At 58.9% G+C, this 11,740-nt stretch carries 12 protein-coding genes and 2 tRNA genes; 8 read left to right on the top strand and 6 right to left on the bottom strand.

The window, feature by feature from the left end; genetic code table 11:
• Positions 1–656: 656 nt before the first annotated feature.
• The gene (locus tag OZ411_RS41620) at positions 657–980 is read left to right on the top strand and encodes a YnfA family protein (RefSeq protein WP_282532598.1); all 324 of its coding nucleotides are present in this window, start codon (positions 657–659) and stop codon (positions 978–980) included.
• 38 nt (positions 981–1,018) lie between these two features.
• Here the strand turns inward: OZ411_RS41620 and OZ411_RS41615 are convergent, their stop codons facing one another.
• Positions 1,019–1,555 (bottom strand): disulfide bond formation protein B, encoded by a 537-nt coding sequence (locus OZ411_RS41615; protein ID WP_282532597.1) that lies wholly within the window; start codon positions 1,553–1,555, stop codon positions 1,019–1,021.
• Positions 1,556–1,707: 152 nt separating this feature from the next.
• On the opposite strand from OZ411_RS41615, the gene OZ411_RS41610 reads away from it, so the two are divergent.
• The 3 genes from OZ411_RS41610 to OZ411_RS41600 all read left to right on the top strand — a co-directional run bounded on the left by OZ411_RS41610 (position 1,708) and on the right by OZ411_RS41600 (position 3,799).
• Positions 1,708–1,792 (top strand) — tRNA-Leu (locus OZ411_RS41610).
• 211 nt (positions 1,793–2,003) lie between these two features.
• Complete coding sequence (locus tag OZ411_RS41605; protein WP_282532596.1) at positions 2,004–3,374, top strand: site-specific integrase; 1,371 nt, start codon at positions 2,004–2,006, stop codon at positions 3,372–3,374.
• 348 nt (positions 3,375–3,722) lie between these two features.
• A tRNA-Arg gene (locus OZ411_RS41600) sits at positions 3,723–3,799 on the top strand.
• An 84-nt stretch (positions 3,800–3,883) separates the two neighbouring features.
• Here OZ411_RS41600 and OZ411_RS41595 read toward each other — a convergent pair.
• Entirely contained in the window at positions 3,884–4,438 is a 555-nt protein-coding gene (locus tag OZ411_RS41595) for a hypothetical protein (protein ID WP_282532595.1), read from the bottom strand.
• Between the two features lie 292 nt (positions 4,439–4,730).
• Entirely contained in the window at positions 4,731–4,997 is a 267-nt protein-coding gene (locus OZ411_RS41590) for a hypothetical protein (protein WP_282532594.1), read from the bottom strand.
• A gap of 309 nt (positions 4,998–5,306) precedes the next feature.
• Between OZ411_RS41590 and OZ411_RS41585 the strand changes: the two genes are divergently transcribed.
• Both OZ411_RS41585 and OZ411_RS41580 read left to right on the top strand, forming a co-directional pair.
• Positions 5,307–5,885, top strand: coding sequence for a hypothetical protein (locus tag OZ411_RS41585; RefSeq protein WP_282532593.1), 579 nt, complete (start codon positions 5,307–5,309; stop codon positions 5,883–5,885).
• A gap of 5 nt (positions 5,886–5,890) precedes the next feature.
• A complete protein-coding gene (locus OZ411_RS41580) occupies positions 5,891–6,481 on the top strand; it encodes a hypothetical protein (RefSeq protein WP_282532592.1) in 591 nt (196 codons plus the stop codon).
• A 1,333-nt stretch (positions 6,482–7,814) separates the two neighbouring features.
• On the opposite strand, the gene OZ411_RS41575 is transcribed toward OZ411_RS41580, so the two are convergent.
• The 3 genes from OZ411_RS41575 to OZ411_RS41565 form a co-directional block, all read right to left on the bottom strand.
• Positions 7,815–8,201: a nuclear transport factor 2 family protein gene (locus tag OZ411_RS41575; protein WP_282532591.1), complete on the bottom strand. Its 387-nt coding sequence runs from the start codon at positions 8,199–8,201 to the stop codon at positions 7,815–7,817.
• 27 nt (positions 8,202–8,228) lie between these two features.
• Positions 8,229–8,564 carry a hypothetical protein gene (locus OZ411_RS41570; protein ID WP_282532590.1) on the bottom strand — a complete coding sequence of 112 codons (336 nt, stop codon included), beginning with the start codon at positions 8,562–8,564 and terminating at the stop codon, positions 8,229–8,231.
• Between the two features lie 102 nt (positions 8,565–8,666).
• Positions 8,667–9,596 (bottom strand): enoyl-CoA hydratase/isomerase family protein, encoded by a 930-nt coding sequence (locus OZ411_RS41565; RefSeq protein ID WP_282532589.1) that lies wholly within the window; start codon positions 9,594–9,596, stop codon positions 8,667–8,669.
• A 381-nt stretch (positions 9,597–9,977) separates the two neighbouring features.
• Between OZ411_RS41565 and OZ411_RS41560 the strand changes: the two genes are divergently transcribed.
• Together OZ411_RS41560 and OZ411_RS41555 are read left to right on the top strand one after the other, a co-directional pair.
• Positions 9,978–10,841 carry a helix-turn-helix domain-containing protein gene (locus OZ411_RS41560; RefSeq protein WP_282532588.1) on the top strand — a complete coding sequence of 288 codons (864 nt, stop codon included), beginning with the start codon at positions 9,978–9,980 and terminating at the stop codon, positions 10,839–10,841.
• A gap of 201 nt (positions 10,842–11,042) precedes the next feature.
• Positions 11,043–11,740: acyl-CoA dehydrogenase family protein (locus OZ411_RS41555; protein WP_282532587.1), on the top strand; the 698-nt coding region annotated here is incomplete at its 3' end.

Raw genomic sequence — 11,740 nt, 5'->3', positions numbered from 1 at the left:
CTGCGCGATGGTGTTACGGCTTACTTCGTGCTCTCCCCGGTGACCGGGCTTTCTTGCCACCGTCACTTCGTTAGAAGCTTAGCGCCAGCGTCGGGGTGCCAGGACCACACGACTTCGCCGTCCGTGATGTGCGCGCTCGTCAGTCGCACGCATCACGTCCACCGCATCTCACCGCAACGTTCGTGACGATCGCGACCCGCCCCTCATCCGCCATGAGACGCGCGGAGTTAAATCACTGATTTGCCCGACGGGTTAAGCGGTTTATTTTCCGCGTGAGGGCTGGACGACCCAAATCACCTTGGAATCGCTCGCGAATTTTCTTCCGTCATTCCGGGGCATCGCGAAGCGATGAGCCCGGAATCCATTTCGCCGCTCGCGCAAATGGACGAATAGATTCCGGGCTCGTCCTTCGGACGCCCCGGAATGACGAAGAGAGGTTGGCGATCGCCGCGGCGCGCTCGCACTTCCGCATTGCGCTTAGGAACACGGGCTACGCTTCGAGCACTGGATTTCTGAGTGCAAGCTGTTTCTTCTTGCCCTTTCGACAAATCATCGAGGATCACGCAGTCGGGTCCGGGCTCGCACTGCGCGTTTGGACAGCGGCGATTTGACCCGCCGCCTTGAATGACGGCGGGAGTTGTGAGAGCTGATCCCTTATGAGAACTGCTGTCGTCTATGTTGGCGCCGCGATCGCTGAAATCGCCGGTTGCTTTGCATTCTGGGGCTGGTTGCGTCTAGGCAAGCCCGTCTGGTGGCTGTTTCCGGGCCTGCTCTCGCTCATCATGTTCGCGTACCTGTTGACGCTCGTCGAGACCGAGGCGGCGGGACGAGCCTATGCCACCTATGGCGGCATCTATATCGTCGCGTCGCTTGTGTGGCTTTGGGCGGTCGAGAACGCACGTCCCGATCGCTGGGACATTACAGGCGCTTCCATATGTCTGATCGGCGCAGCCGTCATTCTATGGGGACCACGTGGGTAGGTAATAGGGGGCGCCTTCTCACGCCGGAGGGCGATGTCTCAGGCGCGTGCCGTCCGCGAAAAGCCCCAGGCGGCGATGGCGGCCATCAGCAGCGAGATCAGCACGTTGTAGCCGGCGAGCGAGAGGCCGAGGAAGCGCCACTGCACCTCGTCGCAGCGGATAACCTTCACCGTATCCAGCCGCTGCAGCAGCGTGCCGGCGCTGCCGAGATTGCCGACCGGCCCGGTGCAATCAGTCGGCCCCTGCCAAAAGCCCCATTCGACGCCGGCGTGGTAGGCGCCAAGCCCGGCATTGACGAGCGCGGCCAGCGCAAGAACTGCCAGCCCCGCGAGCAGTAGCGGCCGCGGCGCCCCCTTCGCGGCGACGAACGCCACCAGCGCCCCGAGCGGGACCGCGAGATAATAGGCATAACGCTGCTCGAGGCAGAGCGGACAGGGCAGGATCTCCAGCACAAGCTGGAAGAACCAGGCGCCCGCCAGCGTCGCCGCCGCGATGACGGCCACGGCCGCCGACGCCGTCAGCGCCGGATTGGCGGTATTGCGTGTGGACAGCGGATTGGCGGTCGCGAGCGTCACGGCTAAAGCTCCTGCAATACCAAGGTGGTATCCCTTGGACCCGCCACTGTCGAGCCGCGTTCGGATCAAAACCGCGCGGGTTGACCCCGCCACCCCGCCCGCTATATTCCGCCCGCTTCGCGACGCCAGCCCTCCGGGCTGATGGGGCGAATGCCCCTGTGGCGGAACTGGTAGACGCGCTCGACTCAAAATCGAGTTCCGCAAGGAGTGCTGGTTCGATTCCGGCCAGGGGCACCAACTAGGCTGTTCAAGCCCGTTCTCAAACGTCCGCAACCGTCCGCGCAGTGCTCGGAAACCCTTGAAAAATAGGCACTTCCGCGTACATTGTGGTTCGTCACCGTTTGTTCCCCTCCGATCCCAGCCGCCCGATTTGCTGGTATTTTTGCTGGTATCGGGAGAACAAACGTTCACGGCGACTTTCGCTTTTCCGAATGAAGGAATTGAGCAGATGGCCGGCAAGAACGACGGCGCTTGCGCCAATCCCAAGCAGATCAAGACCGACGTCGACTGCCGCGCCGCCCGACCGAAATTCGACAATGGCGCGTGGAGTCCCGCAAAGATTTCCGACGTGACCGGCGGCTGGCTCTATCTCTTCGTCACGCCGGACATGAGCAGGCCCGGCAACGCTGCCTCCAAGCTCTGGCGGATGGACTACCGTTTCCACGGCCGCCAGAAAACCTACTCCATCGGCCCCTACGGCAACGGCAGGGATGGCACGTTCTCGCTCGCAGACGCGCGGCGCGAGCGCGACAAGGCCAAAGACCTGCTCAAGGAAGGCAAAGACCCGAGCATCGAGAAGCAGCTCGACAAGCACAGGCAGGCCGCCGCCCGGCCTTTCGGGCAATGGGCCGATGAGTGGCTTGCGAAGAAGAAGGTGGAGAAAGTCAAGCGCGGCAGGATCGTCGCAGTGCGCGACCCCAAGACCATCGAGGTGCTCGAGCTGCGCGTCGGCTACGTCAAGGCTCGCTTCGGCACCCTTTGCAGGCAGGACATCAAACGTCCGGACGTGCTCGCCTTCATGCGTTCATACGAAGCCGACGGAAAGCTGGAAACTCGCGACCGCGTGCGAAGCATCGGTGAGCAAATCTGCGACTATGCCGATGTCGAAGGCGATGGCTACAATCCATTCCGCAACTTGAATGGGCAGATGATTGCCAACATTTCGACCCCGCGTCCCGGCGTCACCGAACCACGTGACGTGACGCGCGTCTTCAAGCTCATCAGCGCACCGTGGACGAGAGCGAGGTTTGGTGACGTTGTTGGCCTTGCCTTGCGCTTCGATGCACTGACCATTCCCCGCCCCGGCATGGTCAATGAAATGGAGTGGAGCGAGGTCGATTGGGATACAGAACGCTGGACTGTTCCGGCCGCCAAGATGAAGACCGGTTGGGACCATGTCGTGCCTTTGTCACGGCAGGCACTTGCAATCCTGCGCAGCGTTCAGAAGCTGACCGGCCATCGCCGGTACGCGTTTTCCTGCTCGAAGGACGCGCCGCTTTCAAACAACACGCTCAACAAGCGCTTGCGGCTGCTTGGCATTGACACCAAGACTGATCATTGTGCACATGGATTCCGGACCACCTTCTCGACCTTGTCTCACCACGAAGAGATCAAGGACGCCAAGGCATGGGATGGCGATGTCATCGAGCTACAGCTTGCGCACCTCGATAACTCTACTGTGGAAGGCCTCTACAAGAAGCACGGACCGCTTGCGCTGATCGGTTCGCGCACGAAGCTGATGCAGCATTGGGCTGATCGGATCGACTACTGGCTCGATCCCAAGAAGGTGATGCCGATCAAGGGAGGCGCGCTTGCTTGAGTCACCTAAAGGCGACCATTCCGGGTCGCCTGCGCCGATATCGCAAGAACCGGTGGTTGCGGGGACACGCAACACCCGATCCTTGCGGAATGGAACCGGCGACCCCGAAAACTCGGAATCGCCGGCATCGTTGGTTGCGGGAGGGCGCAACACCCGATTCTTGCGATTGGTCGAACGGACCATTCCCCGGCTGGCAGCATAGTCGACCGTTGCCCTCCGAAGGCAAGTGTCAAGCCGGCTGATGTGAAAAGTGAGGAAGAAAGAGTATTGTACTGCAATGGCTTGCGAGGGCTGCGCGTTGGGGTTCACTCACGCGCGAAATCCGCGTAAGCACTGCGTAAGCAGTAAGCACCCGTAGCTCAGCTGGATAGAGCGTCGCCCTCCGAAGGCGAAGGCCACACGTTCGAATCGTGTCGGGTGCGCCATTTCTCCATAGCCGACTCGAACTTACCCCCTTGCAGCCCATGTTTTCCGTTCTCAATGCGGCGCGAAAGGATGGCATAGGGAGCCTACTTCGGCCATTCCCCGACCTGCTGACGCGTGATGTATCTTTCCATGGGTTCAGGCAAGATTGCATCGTTTAAGGTCAGGAGAGCCCGCAGCAAATACTCCCGGATGCCAGAACGGGGTTTGTTATCGCCGGCATTCTCGATAGCGCTGCGTAGGTCAGAAAGAACGCTAGCGATTTGGCGACAAAAGATGAGATCGCTCCCCTTCTTGTAGACGAAATCGTCGATCACATGATGCTCTGAGGCGGCATTGCGAGGAGAGCAAGGACACGTGCAAAAGCGACTGCCCTGATAGAGTTGGTCGCCCTCCCAAACGTACTCCTTCGACCGATATGGGATCGAAAGGTCGTAGCGGTTGCTGGTCGGGTACCTCGAATGAGGTTTGTTCGAGCAATCGCTGTGACGGGTGACGATCAAGAGGCCATGATCAGCAGCCAATGCGACGTGGCGCTCAAATATTTCGGACAGTGATCGACGGGTTGAATAGTTGGGCGCGGTGTCATCCCACCAGAGTGTGTAACTAGCATCTTTGATTCCACCGATTTGTTCGATCAATTCCTTTCGTAGCCCTGCGCAGAATTTAAACCGTTGCACCCCGACCCTCCCTGTTGTGGAAAACCTATACAGCATACGCCCGACTGGGGCTGAGCGATTTTGAAGTCAAGCTGGCTAAGGTTTGGCCCCGCGTCTGAACATGATGTCCGTTGCCCGCGAACGCAACGCGCGCGGTCGCGGATGGCAACATGCGCCTACAGATTGGTTGGGTGTAAGCAAGCGCGAAGCCATCGAGAAGGTTCGCGAACTGGAAGGCGAGACTGCGATTATCGACTGATTGTTGCTTTAGTGTTCAGGGGCCTATTCGGCCACAACAAATCCTGAAGCGCGAGCCGATCCGGTATCCGATGAAAGCTAACACTGCGATGATGCCGAGTGTCCAGTAGAACGGTTCACCTGGGAGAGCCACGCCGTAGAAATCAATGAAGCTACCGATCTTTTTCCCTTGATTGATTATCGTGCCTACCTGTTCCGATGGAATGGATCCGCCGACAACTGGCGACCCATCAATCGTCTGCACCATATTGAAGCCGGCTAGCCCGATCACGATTAAGCCCAACAAGGCTCCCAGTCCGGCGAACAGTATTGGGAGCAACCAGTTCCTAAAGAAGCGCACGCATCCGCCCCTGTCGTTTGAAATAGCAGCAGTCTTTTTATACCTGATCTACCGATGCCAGCAGCTTTGCAACCCTTCCCTACGGCGATTGTTGCGTAAGTCCTAGCGACAGGTCAGACATGATGAGCTCCGTTGGGGTCCGCAGCAGAAATCCCCACGTTTTGCACAGCTCCAAGGGCTTGCAGCCGCTGTCTCGGCAGGAGCAATCTGTGCGAGGGTTGCCCATAAAAACTCAAATAGGAGCGAACAACGGTGGAAAGGCCGAAGCCTTCGCATACGCGGCGCGTTACGCGCGAAGAGCTGTACAAGATGGTCTGGGATAAGCCGATGATCCGGCTTGCCGAGGAATTCGGAATTACCGGGAACGGTCTGGCCAAGGTCTGCGATAGGCTGGACGTGCCTTATCCTCCGCGCGGCTACTGGGCCAAGAAGGAAGCCGAAAAGCCAGTCGTCACACTTAAGCTTTCCCCTCGGCGGGACGGAATCCCAAGCGCGGCAGATATCCACCCCACGCCACCGAAGCCTGCGCCTTCCCTTGCAGCGGAACAAGCCGCCGCGACGGTGGCCAACCGCATTCGTGATGTCGCGGTACCTGAGCGCAACGACAACCTTCACCCACGCGTGCAGGCCTGGATCGCCGGTCACAAGAAACGGCAGAAAGAGCGCGAGCTGGAAAACAGGAATCGCCGTCGGGACTTCGGTTGGGCGTCACCCCTGATCCCTGACCTGACAGAGCGCGATCTGTATCGTTTCAGAGCCACCAGCGCGATATTTTATGCAGTTGAGAAGGCGGTGGCACAATCGAGAAATCGTCAGCTTCAGGCAAGGTAACGTTCTTGATCGACGGGCACCAAGTCGAGTGCTCAATCGTTGAAAAGATGGTGCAGTCTCTCAAGCAATGGGAGGAGCAACGCAAATGGACCGCGTTCACCGAGTATTGTAAGTCGGGATTGGGTTCTTCAGGCTTTCTTCGGGTCAGCATCACGACCTACTTGCAGGGTCGGCGACCTGAGTGGGTCGAATCGCAAAAGATCAAAATCGGACAACTCATGCCAACTATCGTCGGCACGATAATGGCGGCAGGGCCGACCCTTGAAAAAATGAAGCGCGAACGCGAAGAGCAGCAGAAGCGCTACCGTGAAGAGGAAGCGCGCCGCTACGAAGCCCGTCAATTGCGGGAAATCGACGAGAAGCGCTGGAACAAGTTTCGCGAGTACGCCGTCAATTGGGATGAGCGGGAGCGATTGCTGGCGTTTCTTGCAGAAGTCGAGGCTCGGCTAGCCACCGAGGGTGATGTCACCGTCTCAGACGGCACATTGAGGACATGGGTCGAGTGGGCAAAGGCGAAAGCGGAAGCTCTCAATCCGTTTGGCGGGGGCGCTGTGGGGATGTTTGAGACCATTGCGAAGGTAAAACAATGGTCATAAGTACCGCCCATTCACGACCGGTTATCGTTGGTCAAACCGTTTGGTGTGGCCAGCTTTAGAACGCGCGAGAAGGACATCTCAATAGCGCCCCATCCGAGGGGCTTCATCTCCTTTTGCGCCTGACGTCGAGCCGCTTTGGCTTGCGCGCCGTGCGCTTCATCGCGACATCCGTCCTCCGACCCCACGCTCAGAAGCTACGGCGCGGGCGGTGACTAGGGGCAACATCACGAAACTAGTCGCAACAGCCGTTGTCGCGCTACTCATTGATTTGTTGTCGGCTCGAACGATCGGATACAATGAGAACAGCGCGGCGGCGGAGAGAGTGTCAGTCAATCCCCTTTGAATGATAAAGCATTTTTGACCTCGCCAGACCCAAACCTACCGTTTGAGCTACTGCCCGGGTTGGAAGGTTTTTACGGTTGCCAGGTCTTCGAACTCAGGCCACGTCGCGTATAATGCCATCGCCCGCCGCTACTCCAAATTGGTAGATGTCGATGTTTTGAGCCTCCACGCGAAAGGGCTTTAGGCCGATGCGAAATGGTGTTGTCGACATGAGCACCACGGGCTTGCAGCGGCTTTGACGAAAGCCGATGTGGGAGCCGGGAAGGCCGATCGGTTTCCACTCGAGGACGAAGCTAATGCTTTTGAACCGGATCGCGAATGCGACGAAGTTGCCCTGCTAATCAACCCAAGTGAGTTCGATCCTATCGACCATCTCGAGTTTTGCGAGAACGGAAAGATTTTCCGCAAAACTAGGCACGGGAAGCGACCCTAAAGGTGTTTGGGCTGGATCCGCGAGAAGGATTGGGCGAAACGCCTATCTCTGAAGGACCACGCTGTCCAATATCGATGGCGAAGAGGGAGGGATTCTCTATCGGGGTCCAATGGACCCCCGAAAACCGCTGCAATATAAGCGTTTCCAGACGACCACGGCGGGGTTGTGTGTACCGCCAGTATGGACTGGGACCGACGGCTCAGCTCCAGCGGTTTTCGGCCGATGGTAAACGGTTTCCAGACTGCGGCGCTTCGTTCGCACGAACGTGCCGGCGCCCGCACTTTGCCGGTTGGAACGGCGAAACGCGGGTCGAACCAAGGCCGGTCGTGGACCACGAGTTGGGCAGACAAGATGTCGCGCCGCGCCAGCGCGGGCATGCCGATGCAGCGCGCCCGGAAGCGACCGGGCACGAAATTCAGCAGAGCCTGCCATAAACTTCTCACCTGCTCTTCGGCGGGCGACTCCAGGGGGCAAGGGCAATTGGGATGTCGCGCGATCAGTTCGCGCGCGAGCGCAGCATCTCTGTCAAGCGCTCCCTCCATGATGGTCTTGCACTTGTTAAATCAACGGCGCCTTCGACGAGACGTGGTGGCTGACGATTTTCCAACCCCCGTCTTCACGGGCGATCACCCAGGTAATCTTGAGCGACAGTTTTACCGCACCTTGATCAACGTCAAACGACGCCGTGCCGGCGAAATTGACCAGATCGGGGCCGACCAGTTCGAAGACGACGTCGCTGAATTGAACGGCAGTTGTCCGCCATCGCGGCAATCCCTTGAAGTAGGCCGCAACACCGTCTCTCCCGCGATACAGTTTCGGGTTCGAGCCGAAGAACAGCGCGTGCTTTGAATAAAGCGAGGAAAGCGCGTCGGCGTCCAGTCTGCCGAAAGCCGCGGCCCATTTCGCGATGATGTCGGATGCGATGTCGTCGGCAGCCTGTGGCATCGAATATCCAATCGTTTTGAACGGGCTTCAGCCCTTGGCGTATTCCTTGGCAAAGGTGTCGGGTAGACAGACGGCACGCTCAAACACCAGCTTTTGCGATGTCGACTGACCGGTTTCCAAGGATTCGCCCTTCCGCTCGAACTGCATCACATCGTGCGTATCGCTTCCGGCCGTGCTGGCCTCGATCCGCGCATCGACTGCGGATTGATGTCGGCGGCAGATTTGCCGCCTCAAGCTAGGCCTGGCAAAGAAAGGACGGATTTCGGCTATGCGCGACTGAGCCGCCGGCAGACATGCGTGGTGCACCCTGACTTTGCTTGCGTCCGGCGCGATACTGCCGCAGATCTTTAATCGTAGGAACATCGCCGCTCGGCCACCTCGCCGGCGTCTTTCTCGATGGCGCCGGTGCATTGGATGAAATGGGCATAGGCCCGATAGCTACGGAATGCGGTAGTCCTTGTCTTCTTAGAGCGGACAGTCCGGTTGAAATGCCGCCGGTCTCTTTTCCACGAGAGCAGCAAGGCCTTCCTTCACCTCTGGTCCTGTAAATCCCATGAATTCAAGCGCCAACGAAGCATCGAACGTCGGCCCGGCCTGCCGGAGCCAATTGTTGAGCGCGTATTTCGTCCAGCGAATGGCACTCGGCGGTCCTGCGGCAAGACGGCCGGCGACCTCGACAGCTTTTGCGTCCAGCTCGTCGTCCTCGCAGCACATCGATACGACACCGATCCGCTCCGCCTCTTCGCCCAGAAGCTGATCGCACAGCAACAGATAGTATTTCGCCTTCGCCATTCCGCACAGCAGCGGCCACACAATCGCCGCATGATCACCCGCGGCCAAGCCGAGCTTCGTATGCCCGTCGATGATGCGCGCCGTCTTGGTGGCGATGGAGACGTCTGCCAATAAGCCGCAAGCGAGGCCAGCGCCGACCGCCGGCCCCCTGATAGCACTGACGATGGGCTTAGAGCAGTTTATGACGTTGTAGACGATGTCTCGGGCTTCCTTCCAGTTACGGATGCGCGTGTCATGATCGTCGATGATGCGCTCCATCATCGCGAAATCGCCACCCGCCGAGAAGGCTTTGCCGGCACCGGTCAGGATGACGGCTGAGACGCCGGGATCGCTGTCGATGTCCCGCCAGACCATGCCGAGTTCGCCATGCATTTTCTCGTCGGCGGAGTTCATCTTGCCGTTCGACATGGTGACCCGCAGGACCCGCGGCTGCGGCCAGTCGAACTGAAGCCGCGCATACTTGGCATAGCGATTGTCTAGCCCGGCAGCCAACGTCTCGTCGTTCATCCGGCTCTCTCCGATTGCCTTAAATAACCACCGCCAACGTTCAAGTCCCATCACGTCAACGAAGGCACCGATGCTGCGAATTTCCGGCGACGTCAATAAGGAATTCGCTCAGATCGAGGTTCAAACTGCATATGGGTTTCTTGAGAACGCTTTTATAATTTGACGTTGATATTTGCGAACGCGTATTGTGTGGGATGTCTTGGCCATGTCGTCTCCCATCGCTGTTGCGGGACGAACGCATCCTGCGCGATGAGGTAAATCCATCGATTGCCTTAAGCTCATTCGTGAATCCCCGAATGCTGCATCCCCGTCGCGAGACGGAAAGGCGAAGATGAATGTGCTTGGCCGAGAATTGCTAGGGCGGGCCGACGCGGGCGGCACTTTCAACTGGGTGCGATCCCCAAGGAGGACGGCCGCCCCTGACCAATATAGCAGTTGATGGCTCAAGACTGGTTTGGCAAGAGGCAAGTAGCGGAGATGGCGATCGTGAAGAGGAATGAGCCTATCAAACGGGCGCCTACGCGCGGTTTGACGCCCGAATTGCGTCGCGACATTCCCAAGGTTACGCAGAGTCTGGTGCCGCCAGATCAGAAGATCGACAACACCGTCAAGTCGGCGAAGCGCGTGTTCGAGGTTCTCGAGTTTTTCGAAGAGCACCAGTCCGCCGCATCGGTTATCGACGTGGCTGCCGCTTTGCATTTTCCGCAGTCGAGCACGTCGGCTCTGATGCGGACGATGACGGCACTTGGCTATCTGCACTATGACGCCGGCCGCCGAACCTACATCCCGACGGCGCGGATCTCGATGCTGGGCCACTGGCTCAGCCCAGTCCTCTTTCGCCGTGGGCGCTTGATCAATCTGATGGAGGATTTGTCGGCAAGAACCGGGGAGACCGTCATGGTCGGCCTGCGCAACGGTTTGGCCGCGCAGTACATCCATGTCATCCAATCCAAGGTTCCCATGCGCTTGCATGTGCGCTCCGGAACGCTCCGCCCGCTGGCAAAGTCCGGATTGGGCTATGCGCTACTATCTAGGTATTCGAACAAGGAAGTCCGCCGTCTTGTCAAGCTGCTCAATTCCTATGAAACGCGCCCCGAGAAGCAGGTCGATATCAAGGCATTGCTGGTTGAACTCGGCAAAGTGCGAAAGCAGGGCCATGCATTGTCGCTTAGTCTCGTTACACCGGGCGCCGGCGTGGTGGCCATGGCTCTCCCGCGAGTAGCTGAATCCAGCGAGCCTCTGGCCATTTGCGTTGCTGGCCTCACCGACGCGCTCGTCTCGCAAGAGAAGGCATTTGCGGCCGTGATGCGTGATGCGATCAAGTTTCACTTGAGCGATTGATTGTGCCGCAATCGGCGAATTTCGCTGGTGTCAAAGGCATACGCCATTCTGCTTTCGGTGGATTTATCGGCCGATTTTGCCGCCAATCTCACGCTGGCGCCAAAGCAGATCACAAGCCTAGAAACGGGCGGACGATCGGAATGACCAAGCCGAATGGGCCGTGTCCCGTTTGATTGCGTTTCGTCCAAGTCAGGAGCCTCCATGTCAGACGAAGACAACATCGTCGTTTCCACTGCCGAACGGATCTTCGCCGACCTGGCGGATCTGCAAGAAGTTGCGCACGCTCAGGGCGATGCGTGGAAGGCGCCGTTGTGGCGCGCACTTGCCGAGGCCGGTCTGCCGTTGGCGTGGGTATTAGAACAGCACGGCGGTTCAGGCGCGAGCCTGATCGACGGTTTTGCCGTGCTGCGCGCGGCTGGAAGATCAGCCCTTGCGGTTCCGCTGGCAGAGACCATGGTTGCGGGATGGCTATTGTCGCAGGGCGGAATCGTCGCGCCCGAGGGCATGATGACGGTATTGCCCGGCGACCCGCCTGAACTGATCGGACTGGACGCCGGGGGACGATTGACCGGACAAGCGAGGCGCATCCCGTTCGCGCGTGATGCCGCTCATTTTGCCGTTCTCGCCAAGAGCGCTGCAGGAGTCAGGATCGCTTTGGTGGATGCCTCACTGTGCCGCATTGACCGCTTCGAGAACCTTGCAGGAGACGCGGCGGATACTGTTTCTGTTGCTGGCGTGCAGCCGGTCGCTATTGAGACTGCGCCAAACGGGTTCGATCCGACCTCCCTTTTCTTGATGGGCAGTGCCGTGCGCAGCCAACAGATCAGCGGGGCGCTGGAGGCGATGCTGGAGTTGTCCGTGCGTTATTCGACGGAACGCGTTGCCTTCGAGCGAACCAT

Origin of the sequence: Bradyrhizobium sp. Arg237L (assembly GCF_029990105.1) — a bacterium.
In the GTDB taxonomy this organism is placed as follows: Bacteria; Pseudomonadota; Alphaproteobacteria; order Rhizobiales; family Xanthobacteraceae; genus Bradyrhizobium.
This window is presented reverse-complemented; position numbering and strand designations above follow the sequence as displayed.

Coding starts and splice junctions, on each gene's coding strand:
- OZ411_RS41620 (WP_282532598.1), top strand. CDS start 657: ATGAGAACTGCTGTCGTCTATGTTGGCGCCGCGATCGCTGAAATCGCC.
- OZ411_RS41605 (WP_282532596.1), top strand. CDS start 2,004: ATGGCCGGCAAGAACGACGGCGCTTGCGCCAATCCCAAGCAGATCAAG.
- OZ411_RS41575 (WP_282532591.1), bottom strand. CDS start 8,201: ATGCCACAGGCTGCCGACGACATCGCATCCGACATCATCGCGAAATGG.
- OZ411_RS41570 (WP_282532590.1), bottom strand. CDS start 8,564: ATGTTCCTACGATTAAAGATCTGCGGCAGTATCGCGCCGGACGCAAGC.
- OZ411_RS41560 (WP_282532588.1), top strand. CDS start 9,978: ATGGCGATCGTGAAGAGGAATGAGCCTATCAAACGGGCGCCTACGCGC.